Source organism: Saccharopolyspora gloriosae (assembly GCF_014203325.1).
GTDB lineage: Bacteria > Actinomycetota > Actinomycetes > Mycobacteriales > Pseudonocardiaceae > Saccharopolyspora_C > Saccharopolyspora_C gloriosae.
Genome location: NZ_JACHIV010000001.1, coordinates 2,427,934 through 2,452,594, shown reverse-complemented (window position 1 = coordinate 2,452,594; position 24,661 = coordinate 2,427,934). Strand labels below are relative to the sequence as shown.

21 protein-coding genes and 1 riboswitch are annotated in these 24,661 nt (G+C 71.1%); of the genes, 6 read left to right on the top strand and 15 right to left on the bottom strand.

The window, feature by feature from the left end; all coding sequences use genetic code 11:
* Positions 1–101: 101 nt before the first annotated feature.
* From BJ969_RS10870 to BJ969_RS10860, 3 genes are all read right to left on the bottom strand, one after another.
* Positions 102–1,889: a gamma-glutamyltransferase family protein gene (locus tag BJ969_RS10870; protein ID WP_184478822.1), complete on the bottom strand. Its 1,788-nt coding sequence runs from the start codon at positions 1,887–1,889 to the stop codon at positions 102–104.
* Between the two features lie 105 nt (positions 1,890–1,994).
* Positions 1,995–2,144 (bottom strand): hypothetical protein, encoded by a 150-nt coding sequence (locus tag BJ969_RS10865; RefSeq protein WP_184486149.1) that lies wholly within the window; start codon positions 2,142–2,144, stop codon positions 1,995–1,997.
* Between the two features lie 182 nt (positions 2,145–2,326).
* Entirely contained in the window at positions 2,327–3,235 is a 909-nt protein-coding gene (locus BJ969_RS10860; RefSeq protein WP_184478821.1) for a LysR substrate-binding domain-containing protein, read from the bottom strand.
* Between the two features lie 142 nt (positions 3,236–3,377).
* On the opposite strand from BJ969_RS10860, the gene BJ969_RS10855 reads away from it, so the two are divergent.
* The 3 genes from BJ969_RS10855 to BJ969_RS10845 all read left to right on the top strand — a co-directional run bounded on the left by BJ969_RS10855 (position 3,378) and on the right by BJ969_RS10845 (position 6,113).
* Complete coding sequence (locus BJ969_RS10855) at positions 3,378–4,250, top strand: alpha/beta hydrolase (RefSeq protein WP_184478820.1); 873 nt, start codon at positions 3,378–3,380, stop codon at positions 4,248–4,250.
* Positions 4,247–5,605 (top strand): MFS transporter, encoded by a 1,359-nt coding sequence (locus BJ969_RS10850; protein WP_221315775.1) that lies wholly within the window; start codon positions 4,247–4,249, stop codon positions 5,603–5,605. The genes BJ969_RS10855 and BJ969_RS10850 overlap by 4 nt, the downstream gene beginning before the upstream one ends.
* A gap of 70 nt (positions 5,606–5,675) precedes the next feature.
* A complete protein-coding gene (locus BJ969_RS10845) occupies positions 5,676–6,113 on the top strand; it encodes a nitroreductase/quinone reductase family protein (RefSeq protein ID WP_184478819.1) in 438 nt (145 codons plus the stop codon).
* Between the two features lie 178 nt (positions 6,114–6,291).
* Here BJ969_RS10845 and BJ969_RS10840 read toward each other — a convergent pair whose 3' ends face one another.
* Positions 6,292–7,092 carry an SDR family NAD(P)-dependent oxidoreductase gene (locus BJ969_RS10840; RefSeq protein WP_184478818.1) on the bottom strand — a complete coding sequence of 267 codons (801 nt, stop codon included), beginning with the start codon at positions 7,090–7,092 and terminating at the stop codon, positions 6,292–6,294.
* Between the two features lie 59 nt (positions 7,093–7,151).
* Positions 7,152–7,706: a TetR family transcriptional regulator gene (locus BJ969_RS10835; protein ID WP_184478817.1), complete on the bottom strand. Its 555-nt coding sequence runs from the start codon at positions 7,704–7,706 to the stop codon at positions 7,152–7,154.
* A gap of 85 nt (positions 7,707–7,791) precedes the next feature.
* Between BJ969_RS10835 and BJ969_RS10830 the strand changes: the two genes are divergently transcribed.
* A complete protein-coding gene (locus BJ969_RS10830; RefSeq protein WP_184478816.1) occupies positions 7,792–8,688 on the top strand; it encodes an SDR family oxidoreductase in 897 nt (298 codons plus the stop codon).
* A gap of 149 nt (positions 8,689–8,837) precedes the next feature.
* Here the strand turns inward: BJ969_RS10830 and BJ969_RS10825 are convergent, their stop codons facing one another.
* From BJ969_RS10825 to BJ969_RS10780, 10 genes are all read right to left on the bottom strand, one after another.
* A complete protein-coding gene (locus BJ969_RS10825; protein ID WP_184478815.1) occupies positions 8,838–10,865 on the bottom strand; it encodes a caspase, EACC1-associated type in 2,028 nt (675 codons plus the stop codon).
* A gap of 461 nt (positions 10,866–11,326) precedes the next feature.
* Positions 11,327–13,285, bottom strand: coding sequence for a caspase, EACC1-associated type (locus tag BJ969_RS10820; RefSeq protein WP_184478814.1), 1,959 nt, complete (start codon positions 13,283–13,285; stop codon positions 11,327–11,329).
* 7 nt (positions 13,286–13,292) lie between these two features.
* Complete coding sequence (locus BJ969_RS10815; RefSeq protein WP_184478813.1) at positions 13,293–13,688, bottom strand: effector-associated constant component EACC1; 396 nt, start codon at positions 13,686–13,688, stop codon at positions 13,293–13,295.
* Positions 13,689–13,924: 236 nt separating this feature from the next.
* A complete protein-coding gene (locus BJ969_RS10810; protein WP_184478812.1) occupies positions 13,925–14,683 on the bottom strand; it encodes an ATP-binding cassette domain-containing protein in 759 nt (252 codons plus the stop codon).
* Entirely contained in the window at positions 14,680–15,714 is a 1,035-nt protein-coding gene (locus tag BJ969_RS10805) for a FecCD family ABC transporter permease (protein WP_343071332.1), read from the bottom strand. Before BJ969_RS10805 ends, BJ969_RS10810 begins: the two co-directional genes overlap by 4 nt.
* Positions 15,711–16,727 carry an ABC transporter substrate-binding protein gene (locus BJ969_RS10800; RefSeq protein ID WP_221315774.1) on the bottom strand — a complete coding sequence of 339 codons (1,017 nt, stop codon included), beginning with the start codon at positions 16,725–16,727 and terminating at the stop codon, positions 15,711–15,713. The genes BJ969_RS10805 and BJ969_RS10800 overlap by 4 nt, the downstream gene beginning before the upstream one ends.
* 83 nt (positions 16,728–16,810) lie before the next feature.
* Positions 16,811–16,941, bottom strand: a riboswitch (cobalamin riboswitch).
* A 276-nt stretch (positions 16,942–17,217) separates the two neighbouring features.
* A complete protein-coding gene (locus BJ969_RS10795; RefSeq protein WP_184478811.1) occupies positions 17,218–18,408 on the bottom strand; it encodes a cytochrome P450 in 1,191 nt (396 codons plus the stop codon).
* A 142-nt stretch (positions 18,409–18,550) separates the two neighbouring features.
* Complete coding sequence (locus BJ969_RS10790) at positions 18,551–19,951, bottom strand: caspase, EACC1-associated type (RefSeq protein ID WP_184478810.1); 1,401 nt, start codon at positions 19,949–19,951, stop codon at positions 18,551–18,553.
* Positions 19,948–20,319, bottom strand: a complete 372-nt coding sequence (locus BJ969_RS10785) for an effector-associated constant component EACC1 (RefSeq protein WP_184478809.1) — start codon at positions 20,317–20,319, stop codon at positions 19,948–19,950. Before BJ969_RS10785 ends, BJ969_RS10790 begins: the two co-directional genes overlap by 4 nt.
* Positions 20,320–20,541: 222 nt before the next feature.
* The gene (locus BJ969_RS10780) at positions 20,542–21,471 is read right to left on the bottom strand and encodes an NAD(P)/FAD-dependent oxidoreductase (protein WP_184478808.1); all 930 of its coding nucleotides are present in this window, start codon (positions 21,469–21,471) and stop codon (positions 20,542–20,544) included.
* Positions 21,472–21,616: 145 nt separating this feature from the next.
* Between BJ969_RS10780 and BJ969_RS10775 the strand changes: the two genes are divergently transcribed.
* Together BJ969_RS10775 and BJ969_RS10770 are read left to right on the top strand one after the other, a co-directional pair.
* On the top strand, positions 21,617–22,138 hold the full coding sequence (locus tag BJ969_RS10775) for a MarR family winged helix-turn-helix transcriptional regulator (RefSeq protein WP_184478807.1): 522 nt from the start codon (positions 21,617–21,619) through the stop codon (positions 22,136–22,138).
* Between the two features lie 213 nt (positions 22,139–22,351).
* A complete protein-coding gene (locus BJ969_RS10770) occupies positions 22,352–24,556 on the top strand; it encodes a DEAD/DEAH box helicase (RefSeq protein ID WP_184478806.1) in 2,205 nt (734 codons plus the stop codon).
* Positions 24,557–24,661: the final 105 nt, after the last annotated feature.

The following is a 24,661-nucleotide window of genomic DNA, read 5'->3' as shown; positions in this document are numbered from 1 at the left end:
GAGCCGTTGAGGCTCCATCCTGTCCTCCGAACGTGGAACGGACAATGCTCCATTCGGCCCTATGGTTCGGCGTGATCGGACTTTTCGATCACACTCCGGCGTCAACGGCCTACCGCGTACCCCTGCATGCCGCGCGGATTCGCCGCCGCGGAGAGGATGCCGGTCTCCGGGTCGCGCGCGACCGCGCTGAGCCTGCCCTCCGACCACGGCTCCCCCACGGCCACGTCGTGCCCGCGGCGCCGCAGCTCGGCGATCGCCGAGTAGCCGATGCGGGACTCCACGGTGACGGCGCCGGGACGCATGGCGCGCGGGTAGAACGAGCCGGGGAAGCTCTCGGAGTGCCAGTTCGGCGCGTCGATGGCGCCTTGCAGGTCGTAGCCGCCGCGCACCTGCTCGCGCAGGGCGACGGAGAGGAAGAAGTGCGTGCTCCACTGGTCCTGCTGGTCGCCGCCGGGAGTGCCGAACGCGAGCACGGGTTCGTCGCCGCGCAACGCCAGCGACGGGGTCAGGGTGGTGCGCGGCCGCTTGCCGGGGGCCAGCGAGTTCGGCAGGTCCGGGTCGAGCCACGCCATCTGCAAGCGGGTGCCCAGCGGGAAGCCGAGTTCGCCGATCACCGGGTTGGAGTGCAGCCAGCCGCCGCTGGGCGTCGCGGCGATCATGTTGCCCCACCGGTCCACGATGTCCAGGTGGCAGGTGTCGCCGCGGGTCTCACCGCTGCGCGCCACCGTGGGTTCGCCCGCGCCCGCTGGCGCGATCAGGTCCAGCGGCCCGTGCTGCACCCGCTGGGCGTGCGCGCTGAGCTTGGGGACGCGTCCGCCGGGGCTGCCGGGGCGGAGCTCGGTCGAGGCCCGCTCGCCGATGAGGGCGCGGCGCTGGTCGTTGTAGGCGGGGTCGAGCAGGTCGTCGACGGTGACGTCGGTGCTGTCGCCGTACCAGGCCTCCCGGTCGGCCATCGCGAGCTTGGTGCCTTCGATGAGGGTGTGCAGGTATTCCGGGGTGTCGAGGTCGAGCGCGTCGGGCAGCAGCGCGAGCTGCTGCAGCAGCACCGGACCTTGGCTCCACAGCCCGGCCTTGCAGACGGTCCAGCCGTTCCAGTCGTAGGTGGCGGGTTCCTCGTAGGTGGCGGTGAATCCGGCGAGGTCATCACCGGTGAGGGTGCCGGCGTGCCGCCCCCCTGAACTGTCCATCGTGGACTGAGCGGCGGCGTCGGCGAGAGCTTCGGCGATGAACCCCTCGCGCCACACCCGCCGGGCCGCGTCGAGCTGCGCCTCGCGGGACGCCCCGGCGGCCTCGGCCTCGGCGAGCACGCGGCGCCACGTCCGCGCCAGCGCCGGGTTGCGCAGCAGCGCACCGGGCGCGGGCGGCTCACCGCCGGGCAGGTAGAGCTCGGCGGAGGCGGCCCACTCCGAGGTGAACAGCTCGCGCACCGTGCGCACGGTCTGCCCGATGCGCTCCACCGCCGGGTGCCCGTTCTCGGCGTAGCCGATGGCGTACTTGAGCACGTCGGCGAGGGTTTTCGTGCCGTGGTCGCGCAACAGCAGCAGCCACGCGTCGAACGCGCCGGGCACGGCCGCGGCCAGCGGCCCGGTGCCGGGAACCAGTTCCAGCCCCAGGTCGCGGTAGTGCTCGATGGTCGCCCCGGCGGGCGCCGGGCCCTGCCCGCACAGCACGGTCGGCGCACCCCCGGCGGGGGCGAAGATGATCGGGACCTCACCGGCCGGACCGTTCAGGTGCGGTTCCACGACGTGCAGGACGAACCCGGCCGCCACCGCCGCGTCGAAGGCGTTGCCGTCGTCCTCCAGCACCGCCATCGCGGCCGAGGACGCCAGCCAGTGCGTCGAGGACACCATGCCGTGCGTGCCCTGCAGGGTCGGTCGGGTGGTGAACAACCTGGTCCTTCCGCCGGTCGGGTCCGGGACAGTCAACACCACGACCGGTCGGAGATCCAAGCACGGATGCACCGGCATCCCCGCCCGTCACGACCTCCGCGCCGGTCAACCTCCCGGCGAGATGCCGAAGACCTCCAGCACGGTGTAGACGCCGAGCACCGTGATCGCTGCACTGCTGAGCACGAGCGCCGCGGTCAGCCACCGGCTCGGTCCACTTCGGTGCTCCGCAACCGCCTCCTCACGGAGTGCCGCCATGACCTGAATCCGCTGACCTCCTACCTTTGATCCTGTCCTTCCAGGTGGACGGCGTCGTTGATCCTTGTCCTGTCAGCGGCGAAGCCGCTGAGCAGTGACCACCATGCCCACCAGCACCGCCGCGGGTTCTCAGCGTTCTTCTCGCTGCGGTTCCGCCACCCGACCCGCTGCGCCGGACGAGATCAGATCCTCCCGCCGACTTCGGGGCACTGTTCGCGGGTCGTGTCCAGGAACGCGGCGAGCACCGGGGAGCGGTCCCGCGTCCGGAACGACATCACCAGTTCCGGCAGGTCGATGCGCGGGCGCACTTCGCTGATCCAGGTGTCCGGGCGGGGGGCGGCGCGCACGCAGGCCGGGACGAGGCCCACGCCGAGGCCGCACGCGGCGAGCCCGACGATGGTGTGCACGTCGCGGGCCTCGGTGGCGCGGCGGAGCGCGGGCGCGTCCTCGCCGAGCAGCTGGCGCAGGCCGGCGCGGACGTAGGGCTCCTCGTCGGCCGGGGTGATGATCAGGGCCTGCTCGCGCAGTTGTTCCGCGCGCACCGCGGCCTGCCCCGCGTAGGGGTGGGCGGAGCCGACGACGGCGACGAGCCGGTCGGTGCCGACGGTGACCGAGGTGAGGTTCTCGGCTCCCGCGCCGCGAGGGGCGCCGCGCCCGATGGCGAGGTCGAGGTCCCCGGCCAGCAGCGCGGCGGCGCTGTGCGCGGTCGACAGTTCCTGCACCTGCATCCGCACGTCGGGGTGCTCGCGACCGAAGCGGCCCAGCAGCCGCGGCAGCAGTTCCAGCAGCGCCGAGCCGATGAACCCCAGCCGCAGCCGACCCGTTTCGCCGCGCGCGGCCCGTCCGGCGTCTCCTGCTGCGGCCGTCATCTCCGCCAGCGCCCGCCGCGCCCGGTCCAGGAACGCCTCCCCCGCCGCGGTCGGGAACACGCCGTGCGGCGTGCGGTCGAACAGCGGGGCGCCGACTTCCCGTTCCAGGGCGGCGATCTGCTTGGACAGCGGGGGTTGCGCGATGCCGATGGCGGTGGCCGCGCGGCCGAAGTGCTGGTGTTCGGCGAGGGCGAGCGCGTAGCGCAGGTGCCGGGCTTCCACCTGGCGAGCCTACGCCCCTTCATTCCGGTGAGATATCACGAACGCGCTTGCGAGATATCCCGGTGGATCGGCGCGTGATCGGCGGCTGGACTGGGCGTGCGCTCGGGATCACGGGCGCACGCCCAGCAGGAAGAGCAGCACCATGACTGATTCATCCACAGTGGACGCCGTGTTCGTGCTCGTGCACGGAGCTTGGCACTCGTCCGCGCAATGGGCGGCCGCGCAGCGCGCCCTCACCGCTCGCGGCGCCGCGAGCGTCGCCGTCGACCTGCCCGGACACGGCTTCGACGCGCCGCTGCCGAGCGGTTACGCCGAACCCGGCCAGCCCGGACTGGACACCGAGAAGTCCGCGCTGGCCGGCATGACGATGGACGAGGCCGCGGCCGCGATCGTCGCGGTGCTGCGCGGTGCGCGCCGGCATTCGCAGGTGGTGCTCGTCTCGCACAGCGCGGGTGGCGGCCCGGCCTCGCTCGCGGCGGAACTCGCGCCGGAACTGGTGGACCTGCAGGTCTACTTGTCGGCGTTCGTCCCGGCCGGTCGGCCCCGGTTCGCCGACTACATCACCGCACCGGAGAACGCCGACGCGCTCGGCGCGAGCCTGTACATCGGCGATTCCGAGGCCCTCGGCGCGATGCGGATCAACCCGCTGTCCACCGACCCCGACTACGTCGAGGAACTGCGCCGCACCCACTACAGCGACACCCCGGCGGCCGCGTTCACCCGCTGGCGGCACGCGTTGAGCCCGGACCTGCCGATCGCGATTCCGACCACCGCGGTCACCGTGACCGCCGACCGCTGGGGAGCCGTGCCGCGCGCCTTCGTGCGCTGCGCATCGGACCGGGCCCTCGCTCCCGCCACGCAGGACCTGATGATCGCCGAAGCCGACGCGGCCATGCCCGAGCACCCCTTCGCGGTCAGCACGCTGCCGGGCGGGCACACCCCGTTCGCCGCCCGTCCGGACGACCTGGCCGCCGCGCTGATGTCGGTGCTGCGCCGCCCGCGGGCCGCCGAGTGATCTCCACAGGTAGCGGCGAAGCCACCGCGGCCCGGCCAGGGCTCGCGAACCGGCTGGTGCTGCCGATCGTGCTCACCGCGACGTTCATGCAGCTGCTCGACGTCACGATCGCTCAGGTCGGACTCCCCGCCATCCAACGCGACCTGCGAATCGGGCCGGGAGCCGCGCAACTGGTGCTGGCCGGGTACACGCTCACCTACGCTTGCACGCTGGTCCCGGCGGGGCGGCTGGGCGACCGATACGGATATCGGCGCCTGTTCACCACCGGTGTAGTGCTGTTCGTCCTCGCGTCGGCGACCTGCGCGGCCGCCCCCACCGGTGAGCTGCTGGTGCTCGCGCGGCTCGTGCAAGGCGTGGGCAGCGGGCTGATGGGGCCGCAAGTCCTGTCGATCCTCCAATCCGAGGTGCCCGTCGCGCGCCGTCCGCACGCGCTGGGCCTGCTCACCGCGACGATGGGCATCGCCTCGCTCATCGGTCCGGCGCTGGGCGGCGTGCTGCTCGCCGCCGCCCCGCACGAGTTCGGGTGGCGGCTCGTCTTCCTGGTGAACGTCCCGGTCGGCCTGCTAGCGCTGGCCGGAAGCCGCCTGCTGCCTCGTGGCCGGACCGCCGCAGGAGTCACCGTCGACTGGCTGGGCGCCGTACTGGCCACGACGGGACTCGGGTCGCTGATCCTGCCGGTCGCGCTCGGCCGGGATCTCGCGCCCTGGTCGACGTGGGCCTGCTTCGCGGTTTCCGGGACGGTCCTCGGCGCGTTCGCCCTGACTCAGCGCCGCGCCCGCGATCCCCTGCTGCACCCGAGCGTGCTGCGCGACCCCACTACCCGCACCGGGATCCTGCTGGTGCTGATGTTCAACGCAGGCCTCCCCTCATTCAACTACCTGCTGCTGATGCACTTGCAAATCTCCGCTGGCCACAGCGCACTGGCGGCCGGGCTGCTCAACGCGCCCTATCCGATCGCGGCGATCGCGGGCAGCCGGGTCGCTCCCCGGCTCGCCGCCCGCTTCGGTCCCCGGTTGCTCGCCGTGGCGGCGGCGTTGTTCGCCGCGGCGGCCTCAGCGCTCATCCTCGGAATCTCCTCGACCTGGGCGACCCTCGCGCTGCTGGTGCCTGCCGGGGCCGCGTTCGGGGTGTTCACCGCCTCGGCATTCACCCTGGTGCTGTCCGGAGTGGAGCCCGCGGCGGCGGGCTCGGCCGCAGGATTGCTGCCGACAGCCCAGCAGCTCGGCGGTTCGCTCGGCGTGGCGCTGGCCGGTGCGACGTACTTCACGGCCGGGCAGTCCTTCGGGCACGCCATGGCCTACGAGGCGGCAGTGTTCCTGTGCACCGCGGGAATAGCACTGCGCGTGCGACGTTGAACGTTTCAGCCTCGGTCGTGCGCCGGCATCGCGATCGAGGTTCTCGAACCGACCGCACAAGGAGCAGCGAGTGGGCAACAGCGACGAAGCAGTGGAATTGAGCCCGACCGACTGGGTTCAGGACCAGACGAAGAAGATCCGCGAGACCGGGACCACCGAGGGCTTGGACATCAAGGGCTCACCGATCGTGCTGCTCACGTTGCGCGGCGCCCGGACCGGGAAGCTGCGCCACACCCCCGTGATGCGGGTCGAGCACAACGGCAGCTACGCGGTCGTCGCCTCCAAGGGCGGTGCGCCGGAGCACCCCACCTGGTACTACAACATCAAGGCCCACCCCGAGTTCCCGCTCCAGGACGGCGCCACGACCAAGGACTACGTCGCCCGCGAGGTCGAGGGTGCCGAACGCGCCGAGTGGTGGGAGCGCGCCGTAGCCGCCTTCCCGTCCTACGCCGAGTACCAGGAGAAGACCGACCGCCACATCCCGGTCTTCGTGCTCGACCCCAAGTGACCTGACGCAGGCCCCGTTCGGAACGGCCTGCGCAGGAGTCCGGGTGCGGAACCTCAGCGGTTTCCTCGCGAGGACGGCTTTTCCCTCGTGGCGGAGCCATTGGGAAAAATGATCCCGCAGCGAGGAAACCGCTGAGGTTCCGCCACCCGACTCCTGCGCAGGCCAAGACCAACGATCCTCATCCGTCCAGGGCGGTGATGCGGTCGTTGAGGTAGGCGTCCCAGTTGTCGGCTCGGTTGCGCAGGTGGGGGCGGACGTTGTCGTCGGTCTGCAGCATGAAGCGGTTCGCGAGGATCGCCTCCGCCACCTGCTCGCCGACCTGTTCCGGTTGCAGCGCCTCGAATTCCGGGCCGGGCCCGCGCGTCGTGGTCTCCGGACCGAACGAGCGGATCGACCCGGCGATACCGGTCACCACCGGTCCGGGGCACAGCACGGTGACGCCGATGCCCTGCGGTCGCAGGTACAGCGCGAGCCCTTCGGAGAGCTGGATCAGCGCCGCCTTCGAGGCCGCGTAGGGCAACCGGTCGTAGGAGTAGGTGAACAGCCCGGCGAACGACGCGGTGTTCACCAGGTGCCCCGAGCCCTGCTCCACCAGCAGCGGCAGGAACGCGGAATTGCTGCGCACCACCGACATCAGGTTGACGTCGAGCACCCGCTGCCACTCCGCGACCGGGATGTGCTCGGGAAGCCCCCTGGTCAGCACTCCGGCGTTGTTCATCACCACGTCGACCCGGCCGAACGCGTCCGCAGTGGAGTCCCGCAGCGCCTCGAACGCGCCCTCCGCCGCCACGTCACAAGGCACCGCGAGCGCGGACCCGCCCGCCGCCGCGATCTCACCGGCCACCTGCTCGGCGCCCGCCGCGTCGATGTCGGCGATCACGACCCGCGCGCCCCGGTCGACCAGGGACCACGCGGTGGCCCGGCCGATCCCGCTCGCCGCTCCGGTGATCACCGCGACCTTGTCCCGCAACGTCTCCACGGTCGTCCTCCTAGCGCTGGTCGATCATCGTCGAACCTACGCGAGCCGTGGCGGCGCGGTCACTCCAGAGCGCGCAGCGCCGCCGCCGCGTCGGCGACGCAGTCGGCGAAACCGGGCCGGTCGTCGGAGATCCAGCGCGCGAACGCGACCTGGAAGACCGTCACCGCGCTGTGCGCGGCGAGGCTCGCGGTGGGTTCGTCGACCCCGCGCTCGTGCAGCGCCCGGATCGTCGCGTCCGTCATCGAGGCGAGCTTGAGCAGTTCGCGTTCCTGCAGGCTCGGGTTCGCCGCGATGATCGCGGAGCGCCGCACGGTGCGGTCCCGGCGGTCCCGCAGCAGCTCGCCGCCCGCGACCGCGCCGGCCAACGCCGCGTCCAGCGGGGACAGCTCCTCCGGCGCGGCGAGGATCGCGTCGTGGGCGGTCCGCTGCATGGTCCCGGAGCCGTCGAAGAGGACTTCGCGCTTGTCGGCGAAGTGCCGGAAGAAGGTCCGCTCGGTGACGCCGGCGCGGGCGGCGATATCGCCAGCGGTGGTCTGCTCGAAGCCGCGCTCGGCGAAGAGCTCCAAGGCGGCGCGGATCATCCGCCCTTGCGCGTCCGGTTCCCATCGAGCCATGCCCAGAAGAGTAGCGATGACAGCCGCTGCCATCGGCTGCTACCGTTGATGTCAGCAACTGACATAACGAACAAGGGAGATCGCGTTGCGCGTCTTCATCACCGGCGCCTCCGGCTGGATCGGCTCGGCCGTCACCGACGAGCTGCTCGCCCACGGCTACGAGGTCACCGGCCTGGCCCGCTCCGACGCCTCGGCCGCGGCCCTGGAAGCCAAGGGCGCCGCCACCCACCGCGGCGATCTCGACGACCCGGACGGCTTGGCCGCGGCCGCCGCGAAGGCCGACGGCGTCATCCACCTCGCCTTCAAGCACGACTTCTCCGACTACGCCGGGGCTGGCCGCAGCGAGCGCACCGCCGTCCAGCGGATGCTGGAGGCGATGGGCGGGGACCGGCCGTTCCTGCTCGCCTCCGGCCTCATGAAGGGCGACCTGGACCGGCCGTTGACCGAGGACGACGTCCTGCCGCAGCACGGCGCCGACGCGGCTCGCGGTGGCAGCGAGAACCTCGCGCTGTCCTACGCCGACCGCGGTGTCCGCGCCGTTGCGCTGCGGTTCTCCGCGACCGTGCACGGCATGGGCGACCCCGGCTTCACCTCCGTGCTGACGAAGATCGCGAAGGAGCGCGGCGCGGCCGGCTACATCGGCGACGGCTCGACCCGCTGGCCCGCGGTGCACCGCGCCGACGCCGCGCGCATGGTCCGGCTCGGCCTGGAGAAGGCCCCGGCGGGCTCGCGGCTGCACGCGGTCGCCGAGGGCGGAATCCCCTCCCGCGACATCGCGGGCGCGATCGGCGAACAGCTCGGCGTGCCCGCGATCTCGGTCGCCCCTGAGGACGCCGAGGCCCACTTCGGCTGGATCGGCGGCTTCTTCGGCATGGACGCCGACGCGACGAACGAGCGCACGCGGGAGCTGCTGGACTGGACGCCCACGGGCCCGACCCTCCTTGAGGACATCGCCGCCGGGGCCTACGCACTACCGGAGTGACACCCCCGTTGCTCCGTTCCGAGGGGTCCTTTCGGAATGATCTTGCGATCGTTGCCTTGTCAGTGGCGGAGCCGCTGAGCGACCAGCTACACAGGTCATTCCGGAAGGACCCGCAACTCGGAACAGCACGGGATTCGCTTCCCGAACCATCACGGCGAGTCGGCGACCGGCTCGCCGTTGAGCTCTCCTTGCACCACCAGACGGTCGTTCCGGTCGGGCGTGACCGACCACAGCACGTTCATGTGCCGATTCAGCATGAGGGGATTCCGCCCGTCCGGCTCTGCGCGATCGAGGGACGCGTAGGCCACCCGGTCCGCCGGCTCCTTCGGCCGGACGAACACGAAGACCTCACCGGCTTCGTTCGTCGCCGACATCGGCTGTCCAGTGTAGACACCGTTGAAACCGGGGACGGGGAGCCAGCGCCCAGGCCAGGTATTGGGAGCCTCGGACTTCTCGCTGACCTGCCACAACACGCCGAGTTCGTCCAATGCGAACAGATGCAGCAGCCCGTCACCTCCCAGCGTCACCGTAGGCGGAGCCGCCAGCGGCTTGTCGCCGAACGGCTGATCCGAATGCTCGCCCCACTGGTCCTTTTCGCTTCCGTGCTGCGCCCAGGTGCGAAGTCGCTTCGTCTCCAGGTCCAACGCGAAGACCCGCAGGTATCCGTATTGGTCGATGTGGACCTTCGGGTCTCCGAAGATCGACGGAATCTCATCCCCCGCGCCGTGCATCGGTTCCGGACCGACCCACCGGTCCTCGCCGGGATTCCGCTGGGTGATGTGCCACAGCGTGTTCGCTTTGCCGCGGAAGAACACTTCGAGCTTTCCGTCCGAGTTCTGGATCGCCGCCGGCCGCCCTTGCACGTTGTCGACCTTCCCCATTGTTCTCCAGGCGCTCTTCGCGGCTCGCACGGCACCACCGGCCGACAGGTTGTACCGCAACTTGCCATCCTTGTTGACCGCGAACGCCACCATCCTTCCGTTGGCATCCGGCACGATGACGGGGACCTCGCTGACCCCGCCGCCGATGTTCTCCGGCCCGGCCCACGAGCCGTTCGCCTGCTGCCGGTATCGGTGGACGTCGGTCCCGGCTCGCTGCACTGTGACCAGGCTTCCGTCGGCGCCCCGGGCCGTGGAGCCGGCTGGAAAATCACATCCGGCTTCGTCGGCGCGCTCCACGCAAGGCATCGGGCTCGACGGCGGAGGTTCGGGCGAGGCGGACGCCTCCGTGCCCGTCGGGTTCGTGGGCACGGGCAAGGAAAGGCCCGAAGCAGACGGCGGATCCGGTCGACCTTGCGATTCAGGCCCGTCCCCGGACCACAGCGCCGGAGTCGCGACGGCCGCCACCAGCACGGCTGCGGTCGCCGCCAGGACGGCGAACATCCGCTTCCGCTGACGGATCACGGCCCGCTCCGCCGGACTCGCGGGCAGCAGCGCGGGAGCCGAGGTGTGCGCGGCGTTGGGGGCGAGCACCAGGTCGTCGATGCGTTCGCTGCCGCGCTGGCGGGGCCGGGGCAGTCCGCGCCGGTGCAGCTCCCGGTCCAGACCGCGGTAGACGTCGCGCATGCTCAGCTGCGCCGGGCCGGTGGGGTCGCCGCGGTCGAGCAGCCGGATCAGCTCACCGGTGAACGCGGTGTGCGGCGCTCCAGGAGGCGCGAGGGCGACCTGATCACGAGCAGCGGAGGTCAGGATGTACCCGCCGTGCACGTCGGCCAGGTCGATCGGGTCCTGCGAGCTGAGCGTGCCGATCGCACGGCCCGAGAAGCAGCAGTCCAGAACCACGACGATCGCACGGGCCCGGCTCTTGAGCAGGCTCCGCCGGATCGTCGTGAAGGGCACGGAGCTGTGCTCCAGCCGGTTGGCGTTCGGGTCGGTCGCCCTGGTCGCCAAGTACAGCTCACCGTCAGCGCTGACGAACCCGTGCCCCACGTAGTGCACGAGCAGCACATCCGTCGCCTGATCCGCCGCTTCCGCGACAGCGAGCCCCATCCGCATCGGATCCGCCGAATCCAAGATCCGAATGATCTGCTCCGAACGCACCCCGCACCGGTTCCGCAGGACGTGAGCCAGATCTTCCATGGTGGATTCGACGGCGGGAACCGGCGGCGCGGCGTCGTTCGCGCAGGCCTGCGTGCCGACCAGGACCACCCTGCTACCCGGTGATTTCAACTCAGTCATCGACGCGCCCCTCCAGCCGTGGAGTACCGGGATTCACCGTGCCGGCAAACGTCCGCAGTGCACGTAATTTCCCCGACGCATCGACACCGGTGATGGAAATTTCCAAATTCACAGGAACCCCCTATTTTCGAGTTCGATGCGACGAGACTCGTGGCGCATTTCGAAAGCTACGGCGACACGTTAGCGCGCGACGCGATCCCCACGAGGGCGACGTGGCTCATTCTGCCATCATTTCGCGAGCACTCCGCAAGAATGCGGATTGATTCGGACGATCGAGCATTGCGAATCCGGTTGAGATACCTCAACACCGGAGATACGGTATCTCCGCGCATTTCGAAATCAACGGTCGACCGACCCCGACTGCCAGGCTCGGAGCCGCACGCTCCGATGTTCATCCACAGTGGACACGGGTCCGGCCACGGGCGGTGCACCGCAGCCGCCGCGGACGCGCGTTCACGTGATCACAGCACGTCCGCGACCATGGCGCCGTCCTTCTCCCCGTGCACCGTCAACCGGCCCGACTCGTCCGGCGTGACGGACCACAGGACGTCCATGGGTCGTTCCAGCGTTCCCGGCACCGGGCCGCCGCCGGAGGCGTAGACCACGCGGCCGGGCTTCTCCGCGAGCTGGGCGAACACCGTCACGCCGCCGTCGGCGTTCGTCGCCGCCACCGGCGAGCCCGTGTGGACGCCTTCGAGCCCTGGAACGGGGTTCGAGCTCGCCGGCCAGCTGTTGGGGGCGCCCTCTATGGTCTGCCACAGCGCTCCGGATTCGTCCAGGGCGAACAAGTGCATCCGCCCGTCCCCTTGCAGAGCCACCGTCGGCGCCGCCTTGAGCGGCCTGTCGCGGAACGGGTTCTGCGGATTCTCCTTGAAGCTCTGGCCGGGCTTCTGCGCCCAGGCGCGAAGAGTCCTGGTCTCCTTGTCCAACGCGAAGACCCGCAGCGTGCCGTTGCGGTCGATGTGCACCTCGGGGTCCCCGAAGATCGGCGCGGCCGAGTTCTTGTCGCCCATCAGGACGGCGCCGCCCCACTTGTCCTCCCCGGCTTCGAGTTGACTGATGCTCCAGAGCTCGTCGCCGGCGTCCCGGAAGAACACCGTGATCTTCCCCGTGCCGTCCTTGGCCGCCGCAGGTCTTCCGCGCGCATCGCCGACGTGCGCCAACTGCCGCCAGTTGCCCTTCGCGGCACGGACATCACCGCCGATCGCCAGGTTGTACTCCAGCTTGCCGCTCTCGTCGACCCCGAACGCGATCAGTTTTTCGTTGGAATCCGGCAGGATGACGGCACCGTGGGCGACCGCGTCCCCGAGCTCCTCCGGTTGAGCCAGCGAACCGTCAGGCCGCTGCTGGTACCGGACGACGCCCGCCGCATCCTGGTGCAGCGTCACGAACCTGCCCTGGCTGTCAAGAGCGGTCGACGGCGCGGGGGCGTCGCAGTCGGCCGGAGCGGACCGGCTCGCGCATCCGCTCGGCGGTGGCGTGGGCGAGACCGGATCGGAGGACCCGAACTGCACCGCCACCGCAAGCGCCGCTCCAGTCGCCAGGAGAGCAACGAGCAATCGTCTTCCAGGCACGGCAGGCCACCTGAGAGCACCCCGCTTCCCGAGAGCACCCCGCTTCCTGGAAGCACTCCGCTTCGGCGGCGCAGGAGGCAGTGGAGCCGTTCGCGGCGGGACGGTGGTCGCGGAGTGCGCGGCATTCGCGGCCAGCACCAGGTCGTCGATGCGTTCGCTGCCGCGCTGGCGGGGCCGGGGCAGTCCGCGCCGGTGCAGCTCCCGGTCCAAACTCCGGAAGACGTCGCGCATGCTCAGCAGCGCCGGACCGGTGGGATCGCCGCGGTCGAGCAGCCGGATCAGCTCACCGGTGAACGCGGTGTGCCGGGCCCCGGGAGGCGCCAGCGCGACCTGATCACGCGCCGCCGAAGTCAGCACGTACCCACCGTGCACATCTGCGAGATCGATCGGGTCCTGCGAGCTGAGCGTGCCGATCGCGCGGCCGGAGAAGCAGCAGTCCAGCACCACGACGATCGCGCGGGCCCGGCTGTTGAGCAGGCTCCGCCGGATCGAGGAGTACGCGACGGAACTGTGCTCCAGCCGGTACGACTCGGGGTCCGTCGCCTTCGTCGCCAAGTACAGCTCACCGTCGGCGCTGACGAACCCGTGCCCCACGTAGTGCACGAGCAGCACATCCGTCGCCTGATCCGCCGCTTCCGCCACCGCGAGCCCCATCCGCATCGGATCGGCCGAATCCAAGATCCGAATGATCTGCTCCGAACGCACCCCGCACCGCTTCGCCAGCACGCCCGCCAGATCGTCCATAGTGGACTCGACAGCGGGAACCGGCGGCGCCGCGACGTCGTTCGCGCAGCTCTGCGTGCCGACCAGGACCACCCTGCTACCCGGCGAGCGCAACTCGGCCATCGCCGGATCATCCCTCCAGGCGCGACGCATCGGACGTGGTCGCGGCGAGCGCCGTGGACAGTTCGTTCGCGAGCCGCCCGCGAGCGGTCAGGTCCGCTGCTCGCAGCTGCCCGGCGGACAACGTGCCACCGGTGCCGTCGGCGGTCCTGGTGACGGTGCAGGCGACCTCGGCGGCCCGGTGCTGCAACCACGTGCTCACGGCGGTGACGACTCCGGACGTCGTCGCCCCGGTTCCCAGCGCCACCAGGATCAACGTCGGAACGGTGCCGAGATGACCTGGTTCGGGAGGACGTTCGACGAGCTGCACGCGCCCTCGCAGCTCCGGCTCCTCGGCCAGCCACGTCCGCAGTGCGCGCAAGTCGTCCGCCGCATCGTCCCCGGTCAGCGAGATCTCCAGGTCCACGTCGACCCCCTGTTGTCGAGTTCGAAACGGCGAAACGCGTCCGGAAATCAGCGAATTCCGCGGAGCCACGTTAGCGCGAGTCACGACGCGCGCGAAGGCGGTGGGTCCTTTTCGCCGCACATTCACGAAAAACCCGCATGGGCGCACGTTCGGGTCGTCCGATCGAACCAACGGAGTCGAGCTCGACGACACGCACGGTGATCAATTCGAGCTCGAACCCGACAGAACGCCGATTTTCACCCGGCGCGGAATCGCACGTGCGGATTTCCATCCACAATGGACACCGAGCACCGCACGCCGTACACGTCGGCCACGAGCTGCTCGGTCAGCACCTCCGCCGGGGTTCCGGTGGCCACCACCCGACCGCCGGAGAGCACCGCGAGTTCGTCGCAGAACATCCCCGCCAGGTTCAGGTCGTGCAGGGCGATCACGCTGGTCACCGGCAGTCGCCGCACCAGCGCGAGCAGTTCCAGCTGGTGGGCGATGTCGAGGTGGTTCGTCGGCTCGTCGAGGATCAGTTCCGCCGGTTCCTGCGCCAAGGCCCGCGCGATCTGCGCGCGTTGCCGTTCCCCACCGGAAAGGCTGTGCCAGCGCCGGTTCGCGAGCGCGTCGAGCCCGGTCTGCGCCAGCACCCGCCGGATGATCTCCGCGTCGGCCGGGTTCGCGCCGCCCCAGCCGTTGCGGTGCGGGGTGCGGCCGAGGGCGACCACCTCGGTCACGGTGAGATCGACGTCGGTGCCCACCTGCTGCTCCACCACCGCCACCCGGCGAGCCAGGTCGCGCCGGGGCCACTGCGGCGCCGCGCGCCCGCCGATCTCGACGGCCCCGGAGCTCGGTCGCCGCAGTCCGGCCAGCAGCCGCAGCAGCGAGGACTTCCCGGACCCGTTCGGCCCGAGCAGGCCCACCGTGCGGCCCTCGTCGACGCGCAGGCCCACCCCGTCGAGGATCAGCGCGCCTCCGGCGGACCAGGACACGTCGTGCGCGGACAGGCTCACGACACCCTCCCCCGCTTGGCCAGCAGCACGGCGAACGCGGGCACGCCGACGAGCGCGGTGACGACGCCGACGGGCACTTCCTGCGGGGCGGCGATGGTCGTGGCCAGCACGTCCACCCACACCAGCAGCACCGCGCCGAGCACGGCGGTCACCGGCAGCAGCGCGCGGTGGCGCGGACCCACGAGCAGCCGCGCGGCCTGCGGCAGCACCAGCCCGACGAAACCGATCGCACCGGCGGCGGCCACCAGCGTCGCGGCCAGCAGCGCGGTCGCCACCAGCAGCACCGCCCGCAACCGTGCCACCCGGACGCCGAGGGAGGCCGCGGCGTCCTGCCCGAACGCGAACGCGTCCAGCGCCCCCGCCCGCGACAGGCACAGCACCAGGCACACCGCGCACACCGCCGCGGAGATCGCGACGTCGTTCCACCGCGCGCCGGACAACGACCCCAGCAACCAGAACAGCACCCCGCGGGTCTGCTCCGCGTCCGCCGAGGTGATCACGATGTAGGAGGTGAGCGCGGAGAACAGCTGGGTGCCAGCGACCCCGGCGAGCACCGTGTGCCCGGCCGCCCCACCCGCGACCGAGGCGAGCAGCATCACCAGCGCGAACGCCACCAGCGCCCCGGCGAACGCGCCCGCGGTGAGCCCGATCGCACCCGCGCCGAGCCCGAGCACCACGACCGACACCGCGCCGGTGGACGCTCCGGCGGACACGCCGAGCAGGAACGGATCGGCGAGCGGGTTGCGCAGCAGCGATTGCAGCACCGCCCCGCACACGCCGAGCCCGGCTCCGCAGATCGCGGCCAGCAGCGCCCGCGGCAGCCGCAGCTGCCACACGATGCCCTGACCGATGCGGGAGACGTCGGTGTCGAGCAGGCCCAGCCGATCGGCGACCACGCTGCCGACGTCGCCGACGGTGAGGTGCGCCGGCCCGAGCGTGACCGCGACCGCGATCGACAGCAGCAGCGCCGGAATCCCGGCGAGCACGATCGCGACCGGCGGCAGTCTCCCCGCTGACGGCGCTGCCGTCACCGCTGCCGGTCCATCTCGACGAGCCGATCCGCGAGCCGTTCGATGCCCCGCACGGTGCGCATGCTGACGTTGAGCTCGGTGCCCGTCATGCCCATCAGGTGCCCGTCTCGCACCGCCGCGAGCCGGGACACCGCCGGATCCTCGTGCAGGAACCGGGTCTTCGCCGCCAGCCCGTCGCCTTCGCCGTCGCGGGTGAGGTCGCCGAGCACCAGCAGGTCCGGGTCGCGCGCGAGGACGTCCTCCCAGGACACCTGCGGCCACATCGAGCTGATGTCCGCGTAGGCGTTGCGCACGCCCAGCGCGCGGGTCATGACCGCGGGTGATCCGGTGGAACCCGCCATGTACGGCGATTCGGTGCGGGCGAACCAGAACAGCACCGAGGTCTCGGCGCGGGAGTCGAGCCCGGCGACCTTCCGCTGCGCCGCCGCGACCCGGCCGCGCAGCTGCTCGGTGAGCGCGTGACCACGTTCGGGGACGCCGAACAGGTCGGCGATCTCCTGCACCTCGCGGTAGATGTCGTCGAGCTCCACCGGTTTCGGCAGCGGCGCCTCCTCCGGGAAGCAGTTGCTCGGCGACAGGTACGTCGGCACGCCCAGCTCACCGAACCGCTCGCGGTCGGCGACCCCCTCATCGGTGAACACGGCCTTGTAGGCGCCGAGCACGAAGTCCGGTTCGGTGCCCAGCACCGACTCGAACGACGGGTTGTTGTCGGCCAGCCGCGGCACCCGCGAGTTCGCCTCCGCCAGCGCCGGATCGACCGGGTCGGTCCAGGTCGCGGTGCCCACCATCCGATCCGCCAGCCCCAAGGCCAGCATGATCTCGGTCGTGGACTGGTTCAGCGACACCGCGCGCCGCGGCGGCGCTTCGACGGTGACGTCGGTGTCGCAGTTGCGCACCGTCGTCGCGGCCTCGCCGCGGATGGTGTCGTCGGCGGGCGCGGCGCACGAGACCAGCACAGCGGCGGCCAGCGCCACCAGCCCGAGGCGTAACGAGCGGGCTTGCGAGAACGGCATGGCACGAGGTTCCTCACCCCGGACCCAGGCGCGGAGTCCGGCAGGCTGCGACCCGGAACCGCCTGCGGTCCGGGGAGCCGGCCAGGTCTTCGGGCTCGGGCTCACCGGGCGAGGCCCCTTCCCGGACCGGGAGGTCCAGTGGTTCCGGCCGTGGCCGTCCTCGCCCATCGCCCCTACCGCTGCGCGTCAGCTCCGGCTTCCGACCGGATTCCCTGCCCTCACGGGCGCGACAGGCTCCCGAGCACCCTAACCGGACATCCCACTACTCCATCAAGGTGATGTTCCTCGCCGTGAGCAGGGGTGGGCGGCCTGCATAGGTGGTCGGGTGGCGGAACCTCAGTTGCTTCCTCGCTGCGGGATCTTTTTTCCCGAGTGGCTCCGCCACGAGGGAAAAGGCCGTCCTCGCGAGGAAGCCACTGAGAACCCGCGGGTGTTCCGGCTGCGTGCGTGGTCGCTGCTCAGCGACTTCGTCGCTGACAAGACACAGACGTCACCAGGTGACGGGGAGTCTTGCGATTCCGTTGCCCATTTGTTCGTCGTCTTCGGAATCGGTGGGCATGCCGACCTTTTCGATCGGGACGGCGAGGGTGAGGTCGGGCAGGCGGCGCAGGAGCGCTCCGTAGACCTCTTGGAGTTCGATGCGCGCGAGGGGGGCACCGATGCAGTGCGACAGGCCGTGGCTGAACGCCAAGTGCGGGTTGGGGCTGCGGCCGACGTCGAAGGTCTCCGGGTCGTCGAAGACGCGGTCGTCGAACGACGGCGAGTAGTGGTCGCACAGCACCAGGTCACCGGCCTTGATGACGACACCGCCGATCTCGATGTCCTCGCCGGCGTAGCGGGGCTGGAAGGACTCGTCGACCTTGCTCAGCCGCAGCACCTCCTCGACGGCGGTCTCCAGCAGGCCGGGGTCGCGCACGACGCGTTCGCGCTGCTCGGGGTGCGAGGCGAACAGGGCGATGCCCGCGCTGAGGTTCGTCGGCGTCACCAGGTACGAGAAGCTGATCGTGGAGATCAGTTCGCACACCGTGCCGTCGTCGATCTCCGCCTCGCACAGCGCGGAGATGAGGTGCTCGTCCGGTTCGCGGCGCTTCTCCTCGACCAGTTCCTGCAGGTAGGCGAACAGCTCTTGGGCTCCGACGGCCACCTTCTCCGACTCGTCGAGCCGTCCGGCCCCGGCCAGCATCGCCATGAACCGGTCGTGCTCGGCGACGCCGAGCAGATCGCAGAGCACTTCGAACGACAGCGGCAGCGACAGCTCCGCGTGCAGGTCCACCGGCGGCGCGGACGCCGTGATCCGGTCCAGGTGCGCGGCGACGCGCGCGGCGACCCGCTCCCGCAGCGCGACCATCCGCTTCGCGGAGAAGTGGGGGGTGAGCGCGGCGCGGGTCTTCACGTGGATCTCGCGCGCCACCTCCGGATCGTCGCTGCGCACCAGGGTGTCCAGCAGCGGGCTGTCGAGGTAGCGGGGCCGGTTCTCCGGGTCGGGGTGGGAGCGGCCGATGCGGCGGTCCTTGAGCAGTTGCTTGAGCTCGGCGAGCCGGGTCACCAGCCACGCCTCATCACCGGCGCGGGTGCGCACCTTGACGACGGGGCCGCGTTCGCGCAGCTGCCGCATCAGCGGGCTCAGCCTGCCGACCACGGACCCTTCGGACTTCAGCAGCGGCAGCTCGTCGACGGTCATGGATGTGTCCTCCGCGGCGGGGCAGCGATCATGGGCGTGCCGCCGACGTTAGGCCCCATTCGCTGGGGAAAAGACCACACCGCGGGAGCGGGTCGGCCCTCGGCGCCGGCAGCGGACGCCGCACTCGATCCGGACCGGACGGTCACCGCCGAAACGTGAAGTGATGACCGCTTTCATGATCCCACCCGAACACGAGCAGCATGAAGACGAAGTTCACCAGCGCGGAAGTCCACAACGCGATGAGCGGCGACATCCACTGACCTAGCACGACCACTCCTCCGGAGAGCGCGAACAGGACAGCACCCGGACCAACTAGGAGCCCGACGACTCCCCCCAGCGCGGAAACAGTCGCACCAGCACGCGACAGCAGTACATCTCGTCCCACGAAGAAGTAGGCGATCGAAGCCATCATGGCGGCGGACACCGACGGGAGGAGGATGAATCCTTGGACACCCGTTTCGATGGAATCGGGATCGGAGCGGATCGCTCGCCCGACGGGATCCCACTCCGCGGGGATGTCGCCCCACCTCAGACCGATGGCAGCCAAGATCAGGACGAGCACCAGGATCACGAAGATCCCTACCCGCTGCCAGGGTGTTCGAACCGCTTTGCGCTGCGGCCTCGCGATGCGGTACGTCTTGGGGATCTTGTAGCTCTTGTGCCCATCGTGCGTCCTCGAACCGATCGTGGCCGCACCATCCCGGGCAGCGTGCTCATGGCGGGCGACGTCCACCGCGGCGCTCCGCCGCGTCGATGGCTTGACCGTCGCCACTGCTGGAGATTCCGGCTCCGAGCGCCCGGCGAGTTCGGCACGCGCGTCCGACGGCGAACTCCTGCACAGCGCCAGATCTCCTGCCGCGTTCACCGCGCGACGCTGCGGGCGCGGCAGTCCGTGCGAGGAGAGTCGGCGGTCGACGTGGCGGAACAGTTCGTCGAGGCTCACGGGGCCGGACGTGCCCAGCGCCTCCAGCATCGCGCCGGTGAACGCCGTGTGCCGCTGCCCCGCGGGCGCGTGCGACACCGAGGTGGCCGTGGTCGAGGTCATGATGTACGTACCGGCGATGTCGACCTTCCCCGCGATCACGTTCCGCGGCTCGCTCATCGTCTCGATCGCACGACCGGAGAAGCAGCAGTCCAGCACGAGGATCCGGGTTTTCGCCGGGCTGTCGAGGATCTCCGAGCGGAGCAGCTCGAACGACAGCGCGGTCCAGCGCAAGCGGGCCGGGTCGGTGGCGGGCAGCGCGAGGTAGAGCTGCCCGGAATCGTCGACCAGTCCGTGTCCGGCGTAATAGACCAGCAGCACGTCGGTCGCCGCCTGCGCGGCGGATCCAAGGGTGCTTCCGATCTCGGTGGTGGTCACAGCCGACCCGCTGACCCGGACGCAGTGCTTCATCGTGCCGGTGGCAGCGCCCACCAAGGCTTTCCGGAGATCTGCCAGATTGGTCCGCACCGCAGGAATCGCCGGTAGGGCGCGCACATCGTCGTACCGGCTGAACCCGATCAGTACAGCCCTGGACGCGGCGGGGTCGGGGAAACGCGTCACGGCGGCGGCTCCCGCGAATCGAGAAACCCCCGAAGGTCTTGCAACAGGGCGTGGGAGTCGACGCGATGCGCGTCCAGCTCGATCGTCCGGCCGTCCTCGTCGGTGATGGTCAGCTTCACGTCGGAATGCCGCTGCGATATCCACGTGGACAGGGCGCCGGCCAGCACCGCGCCCATGCCGCCCGAACCGACCGCGACGACGAGCGCGTCCAGCGCACCACCCATCTGCCCGGGTTCGACATCGGCGTGCGACGTGCTCACCTGACCGCGCAGCGCGCTTTCACGACGCAACCAGTCGAGCAGCGACCTCAGCTCGTCATCATCCTGGAAGGTCCTGATCCACAACTGCCCGGTCGCCGACTCCGCCATACGACCATCTTGCACCGGCCCACGCCGAAAGCAGAGCCGATTCGGAAAAGCCCCTGCTGCGGCCGCTTGCTCGAGACCGGATCTCTCAGACGCACTCTCCCGGCTTGCACCGATCACGTAGGGGTTCTCTGATTCCGGCGGCGGAGATCCAGGACCGCCGATGCCGCTCGCAGTGCGCGCACCTGCCCACCGCACGAGCGTGCGCAGGCGGAGCGCGACCCCTCATCTCGCGTCGTGGGCGGCGATCGCTCGGTCGATGTCGTCGGCGAGGAGGTGGTGGTTGAGGGCGATGGCGGCCTTCGAACCGGCGGCTGCCGCGTTGACGAGCTGGGCGGGGCTGTCCGAGACGTTGCCCGCCGCCCACACTCCCGCGACGCTGGTCTGGCCGGAGGGGTCGACGCGGACCCAGCCGTCGTCGCCGACCTCGCAGCCCAGCGACGTCAGCAGCTCGTCGCGCGGTACGAACCTCGGGCCGACGAAAACGGTGCTGCGAGCGACGATCCGGCCGTCGGCGAGTTCCACGGCGGACACCGCGTCCGCCTCGGCCACGACGCGCGCCACCTCCCCGTCGACGATCCGCACTCCGCGGGCCAGCAGGCGGTGGCGTTCGTCGTCGGTCAGCGCGATCCGGTTCGGGAGGAACACGACGTCGTCGGACCACTGCCGGATCAGCTGCGCCTGGTGCAGCGAGAACGGCCGGTTGTCGCCGCCGACCACGGCCAGCGGGGTGTCGCGCACCTCGAAACCGTGGCAGTACGGGCAGTGCAGCACGTCGCGGCCCCAGCGCTCGCGCAGTCCGGCGATCTCCGGCAGTTCGTCGCGCAACCCGGTGGCCACCAGCACCGCGCGGGCGGTGAGCACGTCGCCGCCGTCGAGGCGGATCGCGAATCCGCCGTCGGCGCGTTCGAGACCGGAGACCCGCGCGTCGCGGATCTCGCCGCCGTAGTGGCGGACCTCCCCCCGCCCGGCCGCGACCAGCTCGGCCGGGTCCGCACCGTCCCTGGACGGAAAACCGTGCAGGTGGCGGGAAGGCGCGTTGCGCGGCTCCCCCGCGTCGAGCAGCACGACCTGCCGCCGGGATCGGCCCAGCATCATCGCGGCGGCCAGGCCCGCGGCCCCGCCGCCGATGATCACAACGTCCTCGTCCAGCATGTTCGCCCTCCCGGATCTCCATCGCCGTCGCCCCGGGCGAACACGCGGTCAGCGGCCCGCTCCGGAGCGGGCCGCCCTGATGTTCACCGTCCGGAGGCGGTTACACTCGAAACGTAACAAGTAGTTCACCGGTTAACGAAATGGGATGGCCTTGTCCTTCCTCCAAGAGCGCGCGCAGGAGTCGTGGAGCGCCGGGAACCCGGACCTCGACACCTCCCCCATGGCGGTCGTCGCGCTGATCAACCGCATCGCCGCCGTGCTGGAACAGGCCACGGAACAGCTCTACGACAGCGCCGCGCTCACCCCGGCCGAGGTCAAACTGCTCGTACCGCTGCGCCACCTCGAAGAACCCGTCACCGCGGCGTACCTGGCGGCGCAACTCGGCATGTCGCGCGCGGGCGTGAGCAAAACCCTGGCCAAGCTGGACAGGCGCGGATTCATCACGCGCACCGCGAAACCGGCCGACCGCCGTGCCACCCACATCAGCATCACGCCGGAAGCCGAGCGCACCATCGACGACGTCTTCCCCCGCGAGCTCGACGCCCACGCGCGGTTGCTCGCCGGCCTCGGCCAGGAACGCGACGCGGTGCTCACCGCCCTGCACCGCCTCGCCGACACGATGGAATCCCACGCCTCCGACGCACCCCGACGAGCGACGTCGACCTGATCAGCGATGCGCCCGTGCGGATCGGCGAGCCTTACGACCTTCCGCCGTCCGACACGCAGCGCCGAGCCCCGTACCGGTGATCGTCGATCGTCCGGCAAGCTGTCCTGGACGATCGCGCGAGCAGCACCCCGAGATGACCACCCGTCCGGCGGATGTTCGCGGGTGCCGAGGCCGGTATCGGTGACGGGCGCCGACGTTCTGGGGAGGCGACGCATGGGACCGACGGGCTCCGACGAGCGTGCCGTGCCGATCGAGCCGAGGACGGCGCGGGCGGCGGCAGCGGTGCTGCGGGCCGCGCGGTCGTGGCGCGCGGCGGCGACGGCGCTGCTGGCGGAGCCGGACCGGCTGCGCGACTCGGCGCGGGAGCAGTACGAGGCCGCGCGGCGCCACGAGGTCCGCGGGCGGCTGCGGGAAATGCCGGTGAGCAGGCTCCGCGAGGCCGCTACCGGCCGGTTGCGGCTCGGCGAACTGGAGCGGTCCGGGTTCCGGACCGTCGCGGACGTGGCCGATGCCGGGCCGGACCGGCTGCGGGCCGTGCCGGGCGTCGGCCCCGCCACCGCGCGCGACGCCGTGGCCGCCGCCGAACGGATCTCGCAGGTGACGGCGCAGGACACCGTGGTGCGCCTCGACCCGGATCGGCGCGACTCGGCGCACACCGGGCTGCTCGCGACGCTGCGGGCGTGGGAGGTCGCCGGGGAGCAGGCGTCGGCCCAGCGGGACGCGGCGCGCCGCGGGGTCGGCGAGCTGGACGAGCTGGAACCGGTCGCGCACCGCACCGGCAGCAGGTTCCGGATGCTGCTGACCGGCCGTCGCGGCAAGGCGACCGCGCGGGAAGCGTTGGGGCGCCTGGAAGACCTGCTCGCCGACCCGAGCGCCGACCGGGTGCGCGCGGCCGCGGACGAAGCCGTCGGCGCCGAGGCGCGGCAGGTTCCCGACGAGCTGTGGCGGGACTACCAGCGGCGTGCCGCCACGTACAACACGCTGCTCAGCGAGCTGACCGGCCACGCGAGCACCGACGCGCGGTCGGCGACCGGTCACCTGCCGCCGGAGCAGGAACGGCAGGTCACCTCGACCTCGCTGGACACCCGGCTGATGCGGGTCGCGCTGCGCGGCTACCAGGCGTTCGGGGCGAAGTTCGCGCTCGCCCGGCGGCGCTGCATCCTCGGCGACGAGATGGGGCTGGGCAAGACCGTGGAGGCGCTCGCCGCGATGGCCCACCTCGCGGCCGGCGGCGCGCGGCACTTCCTCGTGGTGTGCCCGGCCAGCGTGCTGATCAACTGGGTGGAGGAGACGGCCCGGCACAGCGCGCTCGTCCCGCACCCGCTGCACGGCCCCACCCGGGACGCGGACGCGCGCGAGTGGCTGCGCGACGGCGGTGTCGCGGTGACCACGTTCGACACCCTGCAGCGGCTGCGGCTGGACTCGGCGCCGCTGGCGATGGTCGTCGTGGACGAAGCGCACTACATCAAGAACCCGCAGGCGAAGCGGTCCCAGGCGGTCGTCTCGGTCGTGGCCGGAGCCGGCCGCGCGCTGCTGCTCACCGGCACGCCGATGGAGAACCGGGTGGAGGAGTTCCGCACCCTGGTCGGCTACCTGCAACCGGAGGTGGCGCGGCAGCTGGACGCGCGGGATGCGTTGTCCCCCAACCGTTTCCGCAGAGCGGTGGCACCGGCGTACCTGCGGCGCAACCAGCAGGACGTGCTCACCGAACTACCCGAGCTGATCGAGCTGGAGGACTGGGTGGAGCTCGGCGGCACCGCCGAATCCCGCGCCTACCTGGCCGGGGTGCGCGACGGGAACATGATGGCGATGCGCCGCGCCGCCTACGCGTCCTCGCGTTCCGCGAAGCTGGAGCGGTTGCGCGAGATCGTCGAGGACGCCGCCGCCGAGCAGTGGAAGGTCGTGGTGTTCACGAACTTCCTCGACGTCATCGACACCGTGCGCGCCGCCCTCGGACCGGCCGTGATGCCGCTGGCGTTGACCGGTGCGCTGTCCGCCCGCGGCAAGCAGGACCTGATCGACGAGTTCACCGAACGCGAAGGTCACGCCGTGCTGCTCGCCCAGATCCTCGCCGGTGGCACGGGGCTCAACATCCAGGCGGCGAACGTCGTGATCCTCGCCGAGCCGCAGCTCAAACCCAGCACGGAGGACCAGGCCATCGCCAGGTGCCACCGCATGGGCCAGACGCGGAAGGTCCACGTGCACCGCATCCTCGCCAAGGACAGCGTGGACGAACGCCTCACCGAGACCTTGGTGGCGAAGTCCGAGATCTTCGACGCCTACGCCCGCGAGAGCACCGCGAAGCTCGCCGATCCTGAGGCGCTGAACACCGCACCGCTCGCCGAAGCGCAGCACGACGGCACGGCCGCCGAACGGCGCATCGTCGCGGCCGAACGCCACCGCCTCGGCCTCGGCTGAGCCCGAACGGCTCGCGGGCCCGGAAGGCCGCGTTACCCGTTCGGCCGAACAGGAGTCCTTGGCGCACCGCTTCGTGCCCTCCCGTCCCGGCTCGGCGCCTGCCGG

Coding starts and splice junctions, on each gene's coding strand:
- BJ969_RS10820 (WP_184478814.1), bottom strand. CDS start 13,285: ATGGCCGAGTTGCGCTCGCCGGGTAGCAGGGTGGTCCTGGTCGGCACG.
- BJ969_RS10800 (WP_221315774.1), bottom strand. CDS start 16,727: ATGCCGTTCTCGCAAGCCCGCTCGTTACGCCTCGGGCTGGTGGCGCTG.
- BJ969_RS10785 (WP_184478809.1), bottom strand. CDS start 20,319: ATGGCGGAGTCGGCGACCGGGCAGTTGTGGATCAGGACCTTCCAGGAT.
- BJ969_RS10855 (WP_184478820.1), top strand. CDS start 3,378: ATGACTGATTCATCCACAGTGGACGCCGTGTTCGTGCTCGTGCACGGA.
- BJ969_RS10775 (WP_184478807.1), top strand. CDS start 21,617: ATGGCCTTGTCCTTCCTCCAAGAGCGCGCGCAGGAGTCGTGGAGCGCC.
- BJ969_RS10825 (WP_184478815.1), bottom strand. CDS start 10,865: ATGACTGAGTTGAAATCACCGGGTAGCAGGGTGGTCCTGGTCGGCACG.
- BJ969_RS10795 (WP_184478811.1), bottom strand. CDS start 18,408: ATGACCGTCGACGAGCTGCCGCTGCTGAAGTCCGAAGGGTCCGTGGTC.
- BJ969_RS10780 (WP_184478808.1), bottom strand. CDS start 21,471: ATGCTGGACGAGGACGTTGTGATCATCGGCGGCGGGGCCGCGGGCCTG.
- BJ969_RS10770 (WP_184478806.1), top strand. CDS start 22,352: ATGGGACCGACGGGCTCCGACGAGCGTGCCGTGCCGATCGAGCCGAGG.
- BJ969_RS10835 (WP_184478817.1), bottom strand. CDS start 7,706: ATGGCTCGATGGGAACCGGACGCGCAAGGGCGGATGATCCGCGCCGCC.
- BJ969_RS10865 (WP_184486149.1), bottom strand. CDS start 2,144: ATGGCGGCACTCCGTGAGGAGGCGGTTGCGGAGCACCGAAGTGGACCG.